This is a genomic window from Citricoccus sp. SGAir0253 (genome assembly GCF_005877055.1).
Lineage (GTDB): Bacteria > Actinomycetota > Actinomycetes > Actinomycetales > Micrococcaceae > Citricoccus.
This window is the reverse complement of the sequence record NZ_CP039424.1, coordinates 757510-775429: the sequence shown is the minus strand read 5'-3', so window position 1 is coordinate 775429 and position 17920 is coordinate 757510. Positions and strand designations below refer to the sequence as shown.

Here is a 17920-nt window from a genome sequence, read left to right as displayed (position 1 = left end):
TCGTGGCCATCACACGCGCACCACGCTCTTGCGCCCGAACAGGCCCTGGGGCCGCAGCAGCAGCACCACGAACAGCAGGATGAACGGCACGGCGATCTTCAGGTCGTGGCCGATGAACGGCAGGTACACGGCGGCGAGGTTCTCCAGCACGCCGATCAGCCAGGCGGCCACGACCACGCCCACGGGGCTCGTGGCCCCGCCCAGGATGACGGCGGCCAGGGCGTACACCAGCACGGTGTCCAGCATCCCGGGGGTCAGGGACAGCCGCGGGGCCACGAGCGAGCCGGCCACCGCGCCGAGGGCGGCGGCCAGGCCCCAGCCCACCATGAGCAGCCTCCCGACCGGCAGCCCGGAGAACGCCGCCGACTGCCGGTTGTCCGCGACCGCCCGCAGGGCCAGGCCCAGCCGGGTGCCCTGGAACAGCAGCTGGAGCAGGACCATGATGCCGGCGATGACCACGAAGGTGCCCAGCGATCGCCAGCTGATCGCGGCGCCGAGCAGCGAGAACCCCGCGGACGGGAACAGGGACGGGAACTGGAGGTTGTTGTAGGACCACAGCCAGCCGCAGATCCCGGTGACCAGGGTGAGCAGGCCGACCGTGACCACCACCTGGGTGTCGGCCTCGCCGCGCATGAACCGGCGCATCAGGAACCGCTCGACCAGCGCCCCGAGGACGAAGGAGGCGGCCACGGAGAGCACGATCGCCAGCAGCAGCGGCACGCCCAGCCCGAGGAACGTGAAGGACAGGTAGGCCGAGAGCACCGCCATGCCGCCCTGCGCGAAGTTGATCATGCCGGTGGACTGGTGGACCAGCACGATCGCCAGGGCGATGGCGCCGTAGACCGAGCCGAGGGCGAGCCCGTCGACGACGAGCTGGATGAAGGTCCCCATCATCAGCCTCCCAGGTAGGCCTTGCGGATCTCGTCCCGGCCGCGCAGCTCCTGGGACGTGCCCGTCAGGATGCTGCGGCCGGTCTCGAGGACGGTGGCGGTGTCCACGATCGTGAAGGCGAGGTTGGCGTTCTGCTCCACGAGGAGCATGGCCACCCCGGTCTGCTCGCGCAGCACCCGGATGGCGTCGTACACCGTGCGCGCCGTGCTCGGGGCCAGGCCGAGCGAGGCCTCGTCCAGCAGCAGCAGCTTCGGGCGGGCCATGTAGGCCCGGCCCACGGCGAGCATCTGCTGCTCGCCGCCGGACAGCGCCGAGGCGTTGGACCCGTAGCGTTCCCTCAGGTTCGGGAACAGCTCCAGGAGGTGCTCCATGTCCTCCCGGATCCCCTTGCGGTCCTTGCGGAGGTAGGCGCCCACCTGCAGGTTCTCCCGCACGGTGAGGTTGCCCAGGGTGCCCCGGCCCTCCGGCACGTGGGCGATCCCCAGGGCCGCCACCTCGTCCGGGCGCCGGCCGCGGATGTCCCGGCCCTCGAAGCGGATGCTGCCACCGGTGCGGACCATGCCGCTGATGGCGCGCAGCGTGGTGGTCTTGCCCGCCCCGTTGGCCCCGAGGATGCCCACGGCGCCCTGCTCGGGCACGCTGAGGGACACCCCGCCGAGCACCTGCACGGGCCCGTAGGAGGCGGTCAGGTCGGTGATCTCAAGCAGCGTCATCCGCGGCGTCCTTCCCGAGGTAGGCCTCGATCACCCGCGGGTCGGACTGCGCCTCGGCGGCGGTGCCCTCCATGAGCTTGCGCCCGTGGTCCAGCACCACCACGTGGTCGGTCAGCGCGGAGATGACGCCCATGTGGTGCTCCACGATCACCACGGTCACCTCGCCCGCGGCGCGCAGGGACCGCACGGTCGCGATGAACGCGTCGACCTCCCCGGCGGACAGGCCCGCGGCGGGCTCGTCGAGCAGCAGGACCTGCGGCCGCGAGAGCAGGGCCCGGCACAGCTCGATCCCCTTGTGCAGCCCGTGGGAGAGCTCGTCCGCCGGCAGCCACGCGGCCCAGCCGAGCCCGAGCTCCTCCAGTAGCCGCAGGGCCTCCACGCGCAGGGAGCGCTCGCTGCGGACCATCGGCGGCAGGCGCAGGGCCCACGGCCCCGGTCCGCCGGGCAGGCGCGCGTGCCCGCCCAGGAGCACGTTGTCCAGCACGCTCGCCTCGAGCTGCAGGGCCGGGTGCTGGAACGTCCGGGCCAGGCCGTGCCGGGACATCCCGGCCGGCGGCGTCCGGCTGATCTCCGCCCCGTCGATCCGGATCGAGCCGGAACTGGGGACGTAGTGCCCGGAGATGCAGTTGAACAGGGAGGTCTTGCCCGCGCCGTTCGGCCCGACGAGGCCCAGCACCGTGCCGGGGTCCACGTCGAAGCCCACGTCCTGCAGCACCTGCACGCCCCCGAAGTGGAGGCTGACGCCCTCGAGCGTGAGTCGAGCAGCCAAGGGACCTCCTCCCGCCGGTGCCGTGTGACGCGCATCACCTGGGGTCGAGCCTAGGACCCCTCCCCCGGATTGGCAACAATCCCGCGAACAATCCCGGGACGGGTCTGCCGGCGGTCCCTCAGGCGGGATCGTGCAGGTCCAGCTCGAGCCGGGAGGGTGCCGCCGGACCGGTGTGCAGCACGTGCCGGCCGGCGTTGACCGAGTCCTCGTGCCGGGCGACCAGCAGGGGCTTGGGGTACTTCTTGACGTCGGTGCCCTGCACCACGAGCACGAGCGTCTCCCCGGCCGCGAAGTGCGTGGCCGAGGGCCAGATCTCCACGTCGAGCCGGACGGGGCGCACGGTCCCCAGCGGCTCCGGGCCGTCGTGGGCGTGGACCGGGAAGGGCGCGTCGCCCGCCTCCGCGAGCCGGCGGTGCGAGGCGCGCAGCCAGCCCAGGGCCACCGGGCCGTCGTCGAGGATGCCGTAGAAGGGGAAGCCGACCGTCCGCCCCCGGCGGTCCTCCTTGGCCAGCGCGACGAACACGTCCAGGTCCTCGTGGCCGGGGCTGTCCATGTACAGCACGGCCGTCGCGGAGCCGATCACGTCGGCGTCCTCCTCGAAGCGGTGCCGGAACTCCACCCGTGACGGCCCCGGGTAGCTGCCCAGGGCGTCGTAGTCCACGGTCGCGGCGGCGGCAGGGGCCGCGGTGGACATCAGCCCCCGCGCCGCGTCCAGGTGCAGGGCCGTGCGGCGCCCGCCCTCCACGGGCCAGCTCGCGGCGGACCGGGTCCGGTGGGCCGGCCCGGCCTCGCGGACCTGGAGCTGCACGCGCGGCCGGTCCTCGAAGCCGTTGTCCACCCCCTTCAGGAAGCGGTCGAAGAACCGCAGCTGCAGCTCCACGTTCTCCGGCCGGTAGTACTCGGCCCACTTCTTGAGCCCGTGGACCACCAGCCACTTGTCCTCCGAGCCGAGCCTGCGGAAGCCCTCCAGGGTGCCCCGCGCGTGCAGCCCCTGGTCCGCCCAGCCGGCGACGACGAGGGCCGGCACGGCCACGCGCTCCGGCGTGGCCGCCTTGGAGGCCCAGAACGCGTCCCACCAGGGGTGCTCCCGGTCCTCCGCCTCGAGGTCCTCCATCTCCCCGGCGCCGAAGCCCCACCGGTCCCAGATGTACGGCCAGAACCACGTCTCCGGGATCCCGCCGTGCCGGGCGACCTCCCGGTACGTGTCCGTCCACCCCTCCCACGGGTTGATCGCCCGCAGGTGCGGCGGGGCCAGCTCCGCGACGCGCCACTGGGACACCGTCAGGTACGAGACACCGCTGAGCCCCACGGCGCCGTCGCACCAGGGCTGGGCCGCGGCCCACTCGATCACGTCGTGGAAGTCCCACGCCTCCTCCGGCGAGCAGTAGGTGGCCCGCCGCCCGGAGTACCAGGTGCCCGGGGCGTCGACGACCAGCAGGGCGTAGCCGGCCGGGACCCAGCGGGCCGGGTCCGGGGCCTCGAAGGTGGTCCACGCGCTCGTGGAGCCGGGCGGGATGCCGGACGTGGGCCGGACGACGCCGAGGTCCTCGCGCACGTGCTTGCCGTAGGGCGACCAGCTGACGATCACCGGGCAGGGCACCCCGTCCGGCCGCGCGTAGAGGTCCGCGCGGGCCACGCCGCCGGAGCGGACGGGGATGGCGAGGTCCACGTGGACCCGCATCCCGCCGGCGACCTCCGGGACCTCCACCGTCCGCGGCCGCGGCGGCTCCCCGCCGCGCTCGCGGGGGTGGGCCCGCGGCGCGCGGAAGCGCAGGTGGAACGGCGGTCCGTCCGGCATGGCGTGCCCCCTGTGGCCCGGGTGGCGACCCGGATCGCGGCCCGGGCCGTGACCCGGATCACGCGCGAGTGTAGCAGCACCGCCCTCGCGCGGAACCGGCCGGGCCGCCGTCGCTACCATGGCACCCATGTCCTCGTCCGAGCCCTTCCCCCCGACCGCCCCGAGACGACCCCGGCGACGGCCACCGCCGCCCCCGCGGGCGCCTCGCCGCTGACCACCCTCAACGCGGTCGAGTCCGCCCGCCCGCGCAACGGCCTCGACCGCTTCTTCCTCGTCTCCCACCGCGGCTCCACCGTGGGCCAGGAGGTCCGGGGCGGGCTGGCCACGTTCCTGGCGATGAGCTACATCATCGTGCTCAACCCGCTCGTGCTCTCGGGCGTGGACGCGAACGGCGACACGCTGGGGATCGGCCGCGTGGCCGCCGTCACCGCCCTGGTGGCCGGCGTGGCCACGATCGCGATGGGCGTGTGGGCCCGCCACCCGTTCGCGCTGGCGGCCGGCCTGGGGGTCAACGCCCTCGTGGCCATCACCGTCGCCACCACCCAGGGCCTGACGTGGCCGGCCATGATGGGCCTGGTGGTGATCGCCGGCCTCGTCATGGTCCTGCTCGTGGCCACGGGGTTCCGGCAGGCGGTGTTCAACGCGGTCCCGGACGCCCTGAAGACGGGCATCGTGGTCGGCATCGGCCTGTTCATCGCGCTCATCGGCCTCGTCAACGCGGGGTTCATCCGCCGCGTGCCGGATGCGGCGGGCACCACGGTGCCGGTCGGCCTGGGCACCGGCGGCGAGCTCGAGGGCTGGCCGGTGCTCGTGTTCATCGTGGGCCTGCTGGTCACCGCCGTGCTGGTCGTCCGGCGCACCCGGGGGGCCATCCTCATCGGCATCGTGGTGGCCACCGTGCTGGCCAACGTCCTCGAGGCGGTGTTCCGGATCGGCCCGTCCGTGGCCGCCGACGGCACCGTCAACCCCACCGGCTGGTCCCTCGTCGCCCCCTCCGTGCCCGAGTGGAGCGCCCCGGACCTCTCGCTCGTCGGCAGCGTGGACCTCCTGGGCGCCTTCTCCCAGGTGGGCCCGCTGATGGCCCTGCTGCTCGTGTTCGCCATCCTGCTGTCCGTGTTCTTCGACGCGATGGGCACCTCCGTGGGTCTGGCCCGCGAGGCCGGCAACGTGACGGCGGACGGGCAGATCCCGGACCTGAACCGCGTGCTGATGGTGGACGCGCTCGCCGTCTCCGCCGGCGGCGGCGCCTCCGGCTCGGCCAACCAGATCTTCGTGGAGTCCGGCACGGGCATCGGCGAGGGGGCGCGCACCGGCCTCGCCTCCGTGGTCACCGGCGTGCTGTTCCTGCTGGCCATGTTCCTCACCCCGCTGATCCACCTCGTGCCCTTCGAGGCGGTGGCCCCGGCCCTCGTGGTCGTCGGCTTCATGATGGCCACCCAGGTGGTGCAGATCGACTGGACCGACTGGGGCGCCGCGCTGCCGGCCTTCCTGACGATCGTCCTGATGCCGTTCACCTACTCGATCGCCAACGGCATCGGCGCCGGCATGATCGCCTACGCGGTGGTCCGCACCGCCCAGGGCCGGGCCCGCGAGGTGCACCCGCTGCTGTGGGTCGTCGCGGCCGCCTTCGTCCTGTACTTCGGGATGGGCGTGTTCCGGGGGCTGCTCGGCCTCTGAGGTCCGCCCGGGGGCCGGCCCTGGGGTTCAATGGAGTCCATGACCTCCCCCCAGACGAACACGGACACCACCACGCCGGTCGCCCTCCGGCCCCCGGTCGCCGAGCGGCGCCCCGTGGTCCGCGAGCACCACGGCGAGGTGTTCACGGACGACTACGAGTGGCTGCGGGACAAGGAGTCCCCCGAGGTGATCGCCCACCTCGAGGCGGAGAACGCGTACACCGCGGCCGTGACGGCGGACCAGGAGCCGCTGCGCCGCGCCATCTTCGCCGAGATCAAGGCGCACACCGTGGAGACGGACCTGTCCGTGCCGTCCCGCAAGGACGACTGGTGGTACTTCGTGCGCACCGAGGAGGGCCGGCAGTACGCCGTCCACTGCCGGGTGCCGGCGCGGGACACCGGTGACCCGCACGCGGACTGGACGCCGCCGGTCGTCACCCCGGGCGTGCCCGTGGCCGGCGAGCAGGTCATCCTGGACGGCAACGCCGAGGCGGAGGGGCAGCCGTTCTTCTCCCTCGGCGGCATGGCCGTCTCCCCGGACGGGAACCTGATGGCCTACGCCGTGGACCACTCCGGGGACGAGCGCTTCACCCTGCGCGTGCGGGACCTGCGCACGGGCGAGGACCTCGCGGACGAGGTCCCGGACGTGGCCTACGGCGTCCTGTTCGACCGCACCGGCACGCGCGTGCTCTACACCGTGCCGGACGAGTCCTGGCGCCCGTACCGGGTCCTCGCCCACGCCCTGGGCACCCCGGTGGACCAGGACCGGCTGCTGTTCCAGGAGGACGACCCGGGGATGTGGTCCGGCATCGGCCTCTCGGCGGACCGCACCGAGCTCGTCATCTCGATCGGCAACTCGGAGGTGGCCGAGACGCGCGCCCTGGACCTGCCGGAGTCCGCCGCGGAGCCGCTCGGCGAGCCCCGCGTGCTCGTGGACCGCGCCCTGGGCCTGCTGCACGGCGTGGACCCCGTGACCCTGCACGGCGAGCGCCACTACGTGATCGTCCACGACCGGGACGCCCCGAACAACATGGTCTCCCTGGCCCCCCGCGCCACGGTGACGGACCCGGACTCCTGGCGCACCGTCGTCGGGCACTCCGAGACCACCAAGGTGGACGGCGCCGCCGTCACGGCCACCCACCTGGCCCTGGCCGTGCGCCGGGAGACGACCCCGCGCACCGTGGTGCTGCCGCTCGAGGGCCTCGGCACCGCGGAGCAGGCCGCCCCCGTGGAGCCGGCCTTCGGCGAGGAGCTGTACTCGTGCGAACTCGCCGGCGCCCCGTACGAGTCGCCGTTCCTGCGGCTGTCCTACACCTCGTGGGTGACGCCCGCGCAGGTGCTGGACTGGGAGGCCGGGGCGGGCGCGGACGCCGGCGCGCTGCACGTGCGCCGCCAGGTGGAGGTCCCCGGCCACGACCCGGGGCAGTACCTCGTGGAGCGGTGGTGGGCCCCCGCGGAGAGCACGGACCGCCGCGTGGGCATCCCGCTGACCGTGATCCGCCGCCGGGACACGCCCTGGGACGGGTCCAACCCGTGCGTGGTCTACGGCTACGGCAGCTACGAGGCCTCGATGGACCCGGGGCTGTCCGTGGCGCGGCTGTCCCTGCTGGACCGCGGGGTGGTCTACGTGGTGGCGCACGTGCGCGGCGGCGGCGAGCTGGGCCGCGGCTGGTACGAGCACGGCAAGAAGCTGCACAAGGCGAACACGTTCACGGACTTCGTGGACGCCACCCGGTTCGTGGCGCAGTCCGGCTGGGTGGACCCGGACCGGATCGCGTGCATGGGCGGCTCGGCGGGCGGGCTGCTCATGGGCGCGGTGCTGAACCTGGCCCCGGAGCTGTACCGCGCGTGCCTGGCGCAGGTGCCGTTCGTGGACGCGCTCACCTCCATCCTGGACCCGGACCTGCCGCTGTCCGCGCTGGAGTGGGAGGAGTGGGGCAACCCGATCACCGACCCGGAGGTCTACCGGTACATGGCCGGCTACTCCCCCTACGAGAACGTGCGCGCCGCGGACTACCCGGCGATCGCCGCGGTCACCTCCCTCAACGACACGCGGGTGCTCTACGTGGAGCCGGCCAAGTGGGTGCAGCAGCTGCGCCGCACGGTCACCTCGGACCAGTCCACGCCGCTGGCCGCGGGCGGGGCGCCGATCGTGCTGAAGACGGAGATGGACGGCGGCCACGGCGGGGCCTCCGGGCGCTACCGGGCGTGGGAGGACCGCGCGTGGGACTACGCCTTCCTGCTCACCGCCTTCGGCGCCACCGTGCCCGTGCCCGGGGCGCAGCCCGCCGCACCGTCAGCGTGACCCCGGCGCTGGCGGCGATCACCAGCGCGATCGCCGCCGAGCGCAGCGGCCCGGACTCCTGGCCCAGCAGCAGCCAGCCGAACAGCGCGGCGAACGCCGGCTCGAGGCTGAGCAGGATGCTGAACACCGGGGCCGGCAGCCGGCGCAGGGCGTTGAGCTCGAAGGTGTACGGCACGAGCGAGGACAGCACGGCCACCGCCACCGCCATCCCCAGCAGCGCCGGGTCCGCGAGGACGCCGGCCGCACCGGGGGCGCCGAGGGGGAGCACGACGGCGGTGCCCACCACGAGCGCGACGGCCAGTCCCCCGGTGCCGGGCACGAGCGCGCCCACCCGCTTGCTCGCGAGGATGTAGCCCATCCAGAACGCGCCGGCCACGAGCGCGAGCACCACGCCCACCGGGTCCAGCGCCCGCGCCCCGGTGGCGCTGTCCACCGCGAGCAGGGCCATGCCGGCCAGGGCCACCGCCACCCACAGCCCGTCCAGCAGCCGGCGGGCCATGGCGGCGGCGAGCACGAGCGGGCCGAGGAACTCGATGGACACCGCCACCCCGAGCGGGATGCGGTCGATCGCGGCGTAGAAGACCCCGTTCATCGCGCCCATGGAGGTGCCGAAGAGCGCCACCGCGGTCCACTGCCGCCGGCTCCAGCCCCGCACGCGCGGCCGGGCGACGGCGAGCAGGACCACCGCGGCCAGCCCGAGGCGCAGCGTGGTGACGCCCCAGCTGCCCAGGGCCGGGAAGAGCGCGATGGCCACCGCGGCCCCGAACTGCAGGGACACGCACGCCCCGACGACGAGCCCCACCCCCGCCGCCAGGTCCCGCGGCGCCGGGCCGCCCGGGTGGGCGGGCGCCCCGGGGACGACGACGGGCAGCGGGTTGGTCGAGGGGCTCACCGGGCCGTGGTGCCGCGCAGCTTGGCGCGCACCGCCTCCAGCTCGGCGGCGGAGAGCCCGTGCCCGAGCAGCAGGGCCGCCACGGCGTCCGCGTCCGGCAGGGAGTCGGCGAACTCCCGCAGGGCCTGCAGCCGGCCGGCCAGGAACTCCTCGAGCTCCGCGCCCGCCAGGTGCCGCTCGTAGGGGTGCGGCACGGGGCTGGTGCGGTGCCAGTCGTTGATGCCGCGCGCCCCGGCGTCGTACTGCGGCAGCACGAGGTCCCGCCGGTCCGCCAGCAGCAGGGCGAGGGTGACCACCAGGCCGGTGCGGTCGCGGCCGGCCGAGCAGTGCAGCACCACGCCGCCGGACGCGGCGGCGACCGCCGCGAAGACCCGGGCCAGCCGGTCCGGGAAGTGGCGCAGGGCCGCCGGGTAGTACCGCGGGTGGTTGGGGTAGGGCGCGCCGGCGGCGAGCGCGGGGGCCATGTACTCCGCCACGTCCTGGTCCTCGACCGGGCGGTGGAGCACCTCGATCCCCGCCCGGGCGGCCTCGCCGACCACGGGGTCGGTGGGCCGGCGGGTGCGCTCGGAGGCGTCCCGCAGGTCGATGACGGTGGTGATACCGTCCTCGCGCAGGTGCCGCCAGCCGGCCTCCGTCAGCCACTCCTGCCGGCCCATCCGGTAGAGCCCGCCGAGCACGTGGTGCGCGTTCACCGCGCCGTCCCAGTCCATGTCACCACTGTGCCACCGGATTTGGCCGGACGGGGCGAGGTTCGCTACCGTCAGGGCCTTGTCGACCCGGGACCGGGTCCCCCGCCCCCGGTGCCCCTGCGCCGGGCCCACCGTGGGAACCGCCCCGGAACACCCCTGACGGGGTGAACCGCACAGGAAGAGACCTCCGTGTCTGCCACTCCTCACCGCACCGACCATCCCTCCCGCCGCAACCGCTTCTCCCGGCCGAGCCGGCCGCCCCGGACGCGGACCCCCGACGCGGCCGTCCGCAAGGCCACCGCCGCCTCCGCCCTCGGCAACGCGACCGAGTGGTACGACTACGGCGTGTACGCCGTGGCCACCGCGTACATCACCCAGCACTTCTTCCCCGGCGAGGGCGGCATGCTGCTGACCCTGGCCACGTTCGCCGTCTCCTTCCTCGTCCGGCCCCTCGGCGGGCTCGTGTGGGGCCCGCTCGGCGACCGGATGGGCCGCAAGGGCGTCCTGGCGCTGACCATCCTGCTGATGTCCGGGGCCACGTTCCTCATCGGCGTGCTGCCCACCGTCGAGCAGGTCGGCGTGCTGGCCCCCGTGCTGCTGATCGTGCTGCGCATGGTGCAGGGCTTCTCCACGGGCGGCGAGTACGGCGGCGCGGCCACCTACATGTCCGAGTACGCCCCGGACCGCCGCCGCGGGTTCTTCGGCTCCTTCCTGGAGTTCGGCACGCTCGGCGGCTTCGCCCTCGGCACCGCGGCCATGCTGCTGCTGGAGGTCCTGCTCTCCCCCGAGCAGATGTCCTCGTGGGGCTGGCGGCTGCCGTTCCTGCTCGCCGCGCCCATGGGCCTGATCGGGTTCTACCTGCGCTCGAGGCTGGACGACACCCCGGTCTACGAGGAGATGAACGGCGAGGACGCCGGGGCGGAGGCGGCGCAGGCCCCCTCCCTGCCGGCCCTGTTCCGCGAGCACTGGAAGCCCATGCTCGTCATGACCGGCCTGGTCATCTCGCTCAACGTGGTGAACTACACGCTGCTGTCCTACATGCCCACCTACCTGGAGCAGCAGATCGGGCTGCCGTCCTCCGCGGGGCTCGCGGTCATCCTCATCGGCGAGGTGGCCATGATGACGCTCATGCCGTGGTCCGGCGCGCTGTCCGACCGCTTCGGCCGCAAGCCGTCCTGGTACCTCTCCCTCGGCGGCATCATCCTGCTGGCCATCCCCATGTTCATGCTCATGGGCATGTCCTTCGGCCTGGCCATCCTGGGCTTCGCGGTCCTGGGGCTGCTGTACATCCCGCAGCTGTCCACCATCACCGCCACCTTCCCGGCGATGTTCCCCACCCAGGCCCGGTTCTCCGGCTTCGCGATCACCTACAACATCGCCACCTCGCTGTTCGGCGGCACCGCCGCGCTCGTCAACGAGTGGGCCATCGGCGCCACCGGGGACGTGCGGTTCCCGGCCTACTACATGATGGCCGCCTGCGCCCTGGGCCTGGTCAGCGTGTGGTTCATGCGCGAGACCGCGGGGGCGTCCCTGCGCGGCTCCGAGGTGCCCGGTGCCGTGGGCTCCGCCGTGGTCCCCGGGTCCCCGGCCGAGACCGCGCTCGAGCAGGGGCGCCAGCCCGAGCAGCGCGCCATGGCCGAGGAGGAGATGCTCGCCGTGGCCGCGGACGCCCGCGAGGCCGCCCGCACCGGCCGCGACGGCGTGGCCGGGCACGAGGACGGGGACCGCGCCCCGGTGGGCTGAGCCGCCCGCCGCCTCCCCGGCACACCCACGCACACACGCCGGCCCGGCGGGTCCCGTCACGGGATCCGCCGGGCCGGTCCCGTCCGGGGCCGGCTGGCTAGACTCGACCGGGTGAGCACCGCACAGCACCCCGACCTGCCCGCCCGCGTCTCCGACGTCTTCGACCCCACGCGCTGGCGCGTGGTCGAGGGCTTCGACTTCGAGGACATCACCTACCACCGGCAGGTCGAGCGCGACGCGTCCGGCGCGGTGGTGCGGGACCTGGGCACCGTGCGGATCGCCTTCGACCGGCCCGAGGTGCGCAACGCCTTCCGCCCGGGCACCGTGGACGAGCTCTACCGCGCCCTCGACCACGCCCGGATGACCCCGGACGTGGGCTGCATCCTGCTCACCGGCAACGGCCCCTCCCCCAAGGACGGCGGGCACTCCTTCTGCTCCGGCGGCGACCAGCGCATCCGCGGCCGCGACGGCTACCGCTACGCCGAGGGCACCTCGGCGGAGACGATCGACCCCGCGCGCGCCGGCCGCCTGCACATCCTCGAAGTCCAGCGGCTGATCCGCACCACCCCCAAGCCGGTCATCGCCGTGGTCAACGGCTGGGCGGCCGGCGGCGGGCACTCGCTGCACGTGGTCGCGGACCTGACGATCGCCTCCCGCGAGCACGGGCGGTTCAAGCAGACGGACGCCACCGTGGGCTCCTTCGACGCCGGCTACGGCTCGGCCCTGCTGGCCCGCCAGGTCGGCCAGAAGAACGCCCGGGCCATCTTCTTCCTGGCCCGCGAGTACTCCGCCGAGGACATGGTGGCGATGGGCGCCGTCAACGAGGCCGTGGAGCACGCCCGGCTCGAGGAGGTCGCCCTGGAGTACGCCGCGGACATCAACCGGCAGTCCCCGCAGGCCATCCGGATGCTGAAGTTCGCCTTCAACCTGGCCGACGACGGCCTGGCCGGGCAGCAGGTCTTCGCCGGCGAGGCGACCCGGCTGGCCTACATGACGGACGAGGCCGTGGAGGGCCGGGACGCGTTCCTGCAGAAGCGGGACCCGGACTGGTCGGCCTTCCCGTACCACTTCTGATGCCCCTGGCCCCGGAGTCCCTGGACCGTGCGCGCGGGGCCCTGGCCGCCGCCCTGGACGGCTCCGGCCCGCCCGTCGAGCTCACCGCCGACGGCCGCGTCCTGCCCCGCCCCGAGGCCCTCGACCCCGCGCGCGGCGGGTCGGCCGGCGTCGTCGCGGTCGTGCGCACCTCCGGGTCCACCGGCACCCCCAAGCAGACCCTGCTCACCCGCGAGGCCCTGGCCGCCTCCGCGCGGGCGACGGCCGCGCGGATCGGCGGCGAGGGGCAGTGGCTGCTCGCGGTCGGCCCGCAGTTCGTGGCCGGCCTGGCGGTGCTGTCCCGCTCGATCGCGGCGAGCACGGCGCCCGTGGCGGTGGAACCCGGCCCGTTCACCGCGCGCGCCTTCGCCGAGGCCACCGACCGGCTGGAGCGCGGCACCGGCTTCCGCGCCGTCTCCCTCGTCCCCACCCAGCTGGCCCGCCTGCTGGCGCCCGACGCCGGCCCGGGGCTCGACGCGCTGCGCACCTTCGACGCGGTGCTGGTCGGCGGGGCCCGCGTGCCCGACGCGGTGCGGGCGGCGGCCGCCGACGCGGGCATCGCCCTGCACCTGACCTACGGCATGAGCGAGACCTGCGGCGGCTGCGTCTACGACGGCGTCCCGCTCGAGGGCGTGGTCGCGGCCCTGACGCCCGGCGACGTCCCCCGGCTGCGGCTGTCCGGCCCGGTGGTGGCCGCCGGCTACCTCGACGACCCGTGGCGCACGGCCGCCCACTTCGGCGCCGGCCCCGGTGCGCGCTGGTACCTCACCGAGGACACCGGCACCGTCGCGGGCCCCCCCGGGGACCAGCGGGTCACCGTCACCGGCCGCGTGGACGACGTGCTCATCACCGGCGGCGTGAAGGTCTCCGCGGCGCGCGTGCAGTCCGTCCTCGAGGCGTTGCCCGGCGTGCGGGCGGCCTTCGTCGGCGGGATCCCCGACGACGAGTGGGGCCAGCGCGTGGGCGCCGCCGTGGCGCTCGGCCCGGGTGCGGCGCCGGACTGGGACGAGGCCGCCGCGCGCCGGGCCGTCCGCGAGGCCCTCGGCCCCGCCGCGGTGCCCAAGGCGTGGCTGACGCTCGAGGCGCTGCCGCTGCTGCCTAACGGCAAGGCGGACCGCCGGGCCCTGCTCGGGCGCCTGGCCGCGCGCCGCCCCTGACCCGCCGCCCCTGGCCCGCCGCCCCTGACCCGCCACCCCTGACCCGCCCCCCCCCCGCGGTTCCGACCCGGTTCCCGGGTCGCGGACCACGGGTGCGCGGCCGCCGCATCCACGGTTCGTGACCCGGGAGCGGGGCGGGGCCGGGACGGGCGCCCGCCGGTGGAAGAATGGGAGGCTGACCCGCACGCTCGCCCGTGCCCGATGGATTCCCGATGGAGGACCCCGCCATGGCCACAGCCGCCCAGTGGATCGCCGGTGCCCGGCTGCGCACCCTGCCGATGGCGGTGGCGCCGGTCCTGGTGGGCTCCGCCGCCGCGTGGGAGCTCGGGGGCTTCCACGCCGGCCGGGCGGTGCTGGCGCTCGTGGTGGCCCTGGCCCTGCAGGTCGGGGTGAACTACGCCAACGACTACTCGGACGGCATCCGCGGCACCGACGACGTGAGGGTCGGGCCCCTGCGGCTCACCGGCTCGGGGGCCGCCCCCGCGGGGCAGGTGAAGGCGGCCGCCTTCGCGTGCTTCGGGCTGGCGTGCCTGGCCGGCCTGGCCCTCGTGGCGTGGGCGGGCACGTGGTGGCTCATCGCCGTCGGGGTCCTCGCCGTGGCCGCCGCGTGGTACTACACGGGCGGGCGGCGCCCCTACGGCTACCTCGGGCTCGGCGAGGTGTTCGTGTTCGTGTTCTTCGGCCTGGTCGCCGTGCTCGGCACCACGTACACGCAGGCCCTCGCCGTCTCCGGACCGGCCTGGGCCGGCGCCGTGGGCTGCGGGCTGCTCTCCACGGCGCTGCTGATGGCCAACAACGTCCGGGACATCCCCACGGACCGCGAGGCCGGCAAGCGCACCCTGGCCGTGCGGCTGGGCGACACGGCCGCGCGCTGGTCCTACGTGGCGATGGTCGCCGTGGCCCTCGTGCTGCCGCTCGCGTTCACCGGGGAGCACCCGTGGCTGTGGCTCGTGCTGCTCGCCGGGGCCGTGGCCGTGCGGCCGGCCCGCACCATGCTCGCCTCGACCGAGCGCCGGGACCTGATCCCGGTGCTCAGGCTCACCGGCGTCCTCGGGCTGGCCTACGCGGTGCTGTTCACCGTGGGGCTCGTGGCCTAGCGGTCCTGCCCGGGCTCCGGGTAGCGGCCCTCGGTGTAGGCGTCCTCGGCGTCCATGTCCGCCTGCTCGGTCCGGCCGCGCTGGGCGGCGCGCTGGCGGCCCTCCCACTTGTCCGCGACGTCCCGGGCGGCGCCGGTGCGCAGGTCGTTGAAGAACAGGTAGCCGGCGGCGAGGGCGATGACGGCCGCGGCGATCGTGGAGAAGACCCAGCCGAGGCCCAGCAGCATGCAGGCACCCCAGACCACGAAGAAGACGGCCAGGCGGACCAACGCATACTTCACTAGACGCACCTGCACAGTCTACCGGGGGTCCGTAGAATGGTTCACATGCCCCGCTACCTGATCCCCCTCGGCATCGTCGCCGTCGGCGTCGTCATCTACGCGTTCATCGAGTGCCTGATGACCCCCCGGCACCAGGTGCGGGCGTTCCCCAAGGCCGCCTGGATCCTGCTCATCGTCCTGCTGCCGCTCGTCGGGGCGCTGCTGTGGCTCTTCCTCGGCCGGGCCCGGTCCCGCGGGGGCGGCCCGGGCGGCCGTCCGGCCGCCGGGCCCCGGCCGTCCTCGCCCGACGACGACGCGGCCTTCCTACGCCAGCTCAACGTCCAGCGCCAGCAGCAGGCCCGCCAGGCCGAGCTGGACCGCCGGGAGGCAGAGCTGAGGGACCGCGAGCGGCATGCCGGAGAGACGTCGGACACGCCCGAGGAGGGCCCCGCCTCCTAGGCAGCATGGGGAGTCCTCCCCATGGCGTCCGCTCCGGAGCCCGTGGCACGCTGGCCACGTGACGCACCAGATCAGTCCGGAGACGGTCCATTCGACGCTGGTCCGGGTCGCCGGGGACGGCCAGGCCCTGGACACGGCGGCCCGCGCCGCCCGGTCGGCCGGGGACGCCCTGGTGGGGGCCTTCGGCACCGCGGCGGAGGCGGCGGCGGCCTTCGCCGGCTTCTGGTCCACCCGTTCCGGCACGGGCGAGCGGATCTCCGCGCTCGTGCTGCACCAGGCCTCCTGCGTGGCCGAGGCCGCGGACGCGTTCATCGACTCCGACGGCGTGATGACCGCGGATGCCCGCTCGGCGCTGGGATCCCTGCGGTGAGCCTGCCCGCCCTCGGCCCCGTCCCCGACGTCCGGGCCGACTGGGACACGCTCGCGGACTCCGCCGCAGACCTGAGGACCGGGTCCGGGAAGGCCTGGGACGCGCTGCAGGACGCGAAGGGGTCCTGGGCCGGACTGCGCACCGGGTACCGGCACGACGGGACCTCCGAGCGTGTCTGGGCCGGCCTGGACCTCCTCGAGCGACCCGCCGAGGACTGGGCCGGCGCGCTGTCCTCCGCCCAGGACGCGATCGATGACTTCGTGACCACCGGCGAGCCCCTGCAACGACGGCGCGAGACGCTGGAGGACGCCCGGCCCCGCCTCGCCGCGGACTGCTCCAGCGCCCTCGCCTCGGGCGACGAGAGCGAGATCGCCCGGGTCCGTGGGGACATCATCGCGTTCAACGACCGGATCGCGGACCTGGCGAGGGCCTGGGGCTCCGCCCAGGACACCTTCGTCGCGGCCGTCCGGTCCATCAGCGGCGGCACCACCGAGGGCCTGGCGGTCGTCGGTGCGCCCCGGGTGGAGACCGGGGCACTGGACTGGGCCGCGATGACGAGTGGACTGGACACGACGTTCGGGGCGCTCGATCCGCGGACCCTCTGGAGGGACCTGCGGGGCCTGTCCGGGGAGGAGCTGCGGGACTGGCTCGAGGCCAACCCGGAGGCCGCCCGGGCACTGGCGGAGAACGCCTTCCCCCGGCACCCGGTCCCCGGCTCCGCCGAGGACGTCATGGCCCGGGCGATGGCCGGTGATGCCCCCCTGACGAGGGACGGCATCACCGGGATCCGCGAGGCCTGGCTGGGCCTGCAGGAGCATGAGCGCGAGCGGCTGATGCTGCTCTTCCCCGGAGTGATCGGCACCCTCGACGGAGTGCCCCTGGCCACCCGGGGCGCCGCCAACCAGGTCACGGTGGCGGGGCTACGGGAGCAGACCGCCGAGCGGCTGGCGGAGCACCGGGCGCACAGGCCGCCGCATGCTCCGGGGAATGCCTACGAGCGGAGCCAGTGGGAGGACGAGGAAGCACGGCTCGAGACGGTCCTGGACGGCCTGACCCAGGCGTGGGACGCCTACGGACGCCCGCCGTTCCCCGAGGACCAGAGGACACCGGGATACACCACGCTGTTCGTCTCCGCCGAGGGGCTCGGGCAGATCGTCACCATGCGCGGCGAGCCCTCCGCGGCCACCGAGCGGGCGGTCACCTTCGTGCCGGGCACCACCTCGACCATCGCCAGTGTGGACCGGCACAACGACGCCCTCGACGCCATGGACGGGCACGACCCCGGGGGCACCGTCTCGATCTACTGGCAGGGCACCGACCTGCCCCAGGAACTCATCCGGGACAACGCCACCCCCCACTTCAACGAACAGGGCGCGCCCAGCCTGGCCGCCTTCGACCACGCGGCCGACTTGGAGATGTCCTCCACCAGGGTCCGGGACGTGGCCACGACCTATGTGGCCCACAGTGCGGGCGGGTCGCTGCTGGGCACCGCCGAACGCGAGGGACTGGACTCCACGAACATCGTCTACGTCGCCCCCGCCGGCACCGGCCACGAGTTGTCGTCCCCGGACGACACCCAGAACCCCTCTGCCCACCGGTACCTCATCCAGACCAACGACGATCCGATCTCGGCCGCCCAGTTGCTCGGTGGTGGCGCGCACGGCGGCTCCTTCTGGGAGGGGTCCGACCCCGTGCGCCAGATGGGGGCGGTCCGGCTGGAGTCCGGGTTCATGGGCAACGGCGAGACCGTGATGGGCGGGCACTCCGACTACTTCGATCCCCGATCCACGTCGGCGCGGAACATCGAGGGTGTGGTCTACGGCACGGAGGTCCGGCCCTATCTGCAACCGGAGATCCACACGATCATCGGTTCCCCCTACCCGTACATCGAGTACCCCTTGGAAGCCGACGCCGACCACTACCGCGAGGAGGGCATTCCCTCCGTGCCCGTCGAGGAGACCCGATGACGTCGTCACCCCGCAGGGCCGTGCCACACTGGTCCGCGAGGA

16 protein-coding genes are annotated in these 17920 nt (G+C 74.4%); 9 read left to right on the top strand and 7 right to left on the bottom strand.

All coding sequences use genetic code 11. From position 1 onward, the window contains the following. Window positions 1-9 precede the first annotated feature (9 nt). The 4 genes from E7744_RS03490 to E7744_RS03475 form a co-directional block, all read right to left on the bottom strand. A complete protein-coding gene (locus tag E7744_RS03490; protein ID WP_246858531.1) occupies window positions 10-894 on the bottom strand; it encodes a branched-chain amino acid ABC transporter permease in 885 nt (294 codons plus the stop codon). Beyond that, window positions 894-1604: an ABC transporter ATP-binding protein gene (locus E7744_RS03485; protein WP_137772928.1), complete on the bottom strand. Its 711-nt coding sequence runs from the start codon at window positions 1602-1604 to the stop codon at window positions 894-896. The genes E7744_RS03490 and E7744_RS03485 overlap by 1 nt, the downstream gene beginning before the upstream one ends. Further along, complete coding sequence (locus E7744_RS03480) at window positions 1591-2373, bottom strand: ABC transporter ATP-binding protein (protein ID WP_137772927.1); 783 nt, start codon at window positions 2371-2373, stop codon at window positions 1591-1593. Before E7744_RS03480 ends, E7744_RS03485 begins: the two co-directional genes overlap by 14 nt. Window positions 2374-2491: 118 nt before the next feature. After that, on the bottom strand, window positions 2492-4171 hold the full coding sequence (locus tag E7744_RS03475) for a CocE/NonD family hydrolase (RefSeq protein ID WP_168199742.1): 1680 nt from the start codon (window positions 4169-4171) through the stop codon (window positions 2492-2494). 210 nt (window positions 4172-4381) lie between these two features. On the opposite strand from E7744_RS03475, the gene E7744_RS03470 reads away from it, so the two are divergent. Both E7744_RS03470 and E7744_RS03465 read left to right on the top strand, forming a co-directional pair. After that, window positions 4382-5848, top strand: coding sequence for an NCS2 family permease (locus E7744_RS03470; protein WP_137774818.1), 1467 nt, complete (start codon window positions 4382-4384; stop codon window positions 5846-5848). Window positions 5849-5887: 39 nt separating this feature from the next. Next, window positions 5888-8152 (top strand): S9 family peptidase, encoded by a 2265-nt coding sequence (locus E7744_RS03465; RefSeq protein ID WP_137772925.1) that lies wholly within the window; start codon window positions 5888-5890, stop codon window positions 8150-8152. Here the strand turns inward: E7744_RS03465 and E7744_RS03460 are convergent. After that, window positions 8091-9044 carry a DMT family transporter gene (locus E7744_RS03460; protein WP_137772924.1) on the bottom strand — a complete coding sequence of 318 codons (954 nt, stop codon included), beginning with the start codon at window positions 9042-9044 and terminating at the stop codon, window positions 8091-8093. The genes E7744_RS03465 and E7744_RS03460 overlap by 62 nt on opposite strands. Then, window positions 9041-9754 carry a tyrosine-protein phosphatase gene (locus E7744_RS03455; RefSeq protein ID WP_137772923.1) on the bottom strand — a complete coding sequence of 238 codons (714 nt, stop codon included), beginning with the start codon at window positions 9752-9754 and terminating at the stop codon, window positions 9041-9043. The genes E7744_RS03460 and E7744_RS03455 overlap by 4 nt, the downstream gene beginning before the upstream one ends. Before the next feature lie 168 nt (window positions 9755-9922). On the opposite strand from E7744_RS03455, the gene E7744_RS03450 reads away from it, so the two are divergent. The 4 genes from E7744_RS03450 to E7744_RS03435 all read left to right on the top strand — a co-directional run bounded on the left by E7744_RS03450 (window position 9923) and on the right by E7744_RS03435 (window position 14822). Beyond that, entirely contained in the window at window positions 9923-11476 is a 1554-nt protein-coding gene (locus tag E7744_RS03450; protein ID WP_137772922.1) for an MFS transporter, read from the top strand. Between the two features lie 111 nt (window positions 11477-11587). Beyond that, window positions 11588-12550 carry a 1,4-dihydroxy-2-naphthoyl-CoA synthase gene (locus E7744_RS03445; RefSeq protein ID WP_137772921.1) on the top strand — a complete coding sequence of 321 codons (963 nt, stop codon included), beginning with the start codon at window positions 11588-11590 and terminating at the stop codon, window positions 12548-12550. Continuing rightward, the gene (locus E7744_RS03440; RefSeq protein WP_137772920.1) at window positions 12550-13725 is read left to right on the top strand and encodes an AMP-binding protein; all 1176 of its coding nucleotides are present in this window, start codon (window positions 12550-12552) and stop codon (window positions 13723-13725) included. The genes E7744_RS03445 and E7744_RS03440 overlap by 1 nt, the downstream gene beginning before the upstream one ends. 227 nt (window positions 13726-13952) lie before the next feature. After that, complete coding sequence (locus E7744_RS03435) at window positions 13953-14822, top strand: 1,4-dihydroxy-2-naphthoate polyprenyltransferase (protein WP_137772919.1); 870 nt, start codon at window positions 13953-13955, stop codon at window positions 14820-14822. Here the strand turns inward: E7744_RS03435 and E7744_RS03430 are convergent. Continuing rightward, window positions 14819-15112, bottom strand: coding sequence for a DUF4229 domain-containing protein (locus tag E7744_RS03430; protein WP_137772918.1), 294 nt, complete (start codon window positions 15110-15112; stop codon window positions 14819-14821). The genes E7744_RS03435 and E7744_RS03430 overlap by 4 nt on opposite strands. A gap of 36 nt (window positions 15113-15148) precedes the next feature. Between E7744_RS03430 and E7744_RS03425 the strand changes: the two genes are divergently transcribed. From E7744_RS03425 to E7744_RS03415, 3 genes are read left to right on the top strand one after another with little or no spacing between them, the layout of a single operon-like run. After that, window positions 15149-15541: a PLDc N-terminal domain-containing protein gene (locus E7744_RS03425; RefSeq protein WP_137772917.1), complete on the top strand. Its 393-nt coding sequence runs from the start codon at window positions 15149-15151 to the stop codon at window positions 15539-15541. A gap of 58 nt (window positions 15542-15599) precedes the next feature. Continuing rightward, the gene (locus tag E7744_RS03420) at window positions 15600-15911 is read left to right on the top strand and encodes a hypothetical protein (protein ID WP_137772916.1); all 312 of its coding nucleotides are present in this window, start codon (window positions 15600-15602) and stop codon (window positions 15909-15911) included. Next, window positions 15908-17878, top strand: coding sequence for an alpha/beta hydrolase (locus E7744_RS03415; protein WP_137772915.1), 1971 nt, complete (start codon window positions 15908-15910; stop codon window positions 17876-17878). The genes E7744_RS03420 and E7744_RS03415 overlap by 4 nt, the downstream gene beginning before the upstream one ends. Window positions 17879-17920 lie beyond the last annotated feature (42 nt).

Coding starts and splice junctions, on each gene's coding strand:
- E7744_RS03465 (WP_137772925.1), top strand. CDS start 5,888: ATGACCTCCCCCCAGACGAACACGGACACCACCACGCCGGTCGCCCTC.
- E7744_RS03455 (WP_137772923.1), bottom strand. CDS start 9,754: ATGGACTGGGACGGCGCGGTGAACGCGCACCACGTGCTCGGCGGGCTC.
- E7744_RS03490 (WP_246858531.1), bottom strand. CDS start 894: ATGATGGGGACCTTCATCCAGCTCGTCGTCGACGGGCTCGCCCTCGGC.
- E7744_RS03435 (WP_137772919.1), top strand. CDS start 13,953: ATGGCCACAGCCGCCCAGTGGATCGCCGGTGCCCGGCTGCGCACCCTG.
- E7744_RS03485 (WP_137772928.1), bottom strand. CDS start 1,604: ATGACGCTGCTTGAGATCACCGACCTGACCGCCTCCTACGGGCCCGTG.
- E7744_RS03425 (WP_137772917.1), top strand. CDS start 15,149: ATGCCCCGCTACCTGATCCCCCTCGGCATCGTCGCCGTCGGCGTCGTC.
- E7744_RS03440 (WP_137772920.1), top strand. CDS start 12,550: ATGCCCCTGGCCCCGGAGTCCCTGGACCGTGCGCGCGGGGCCCTGGCC.
- E7744_RS03475 (WP_168199742.1), bottom strand. CDS start 4,171: ATGCCGGACGGACCGCCGTTCCACCTGCGCTTCCGCGCGCCGCGGGCC.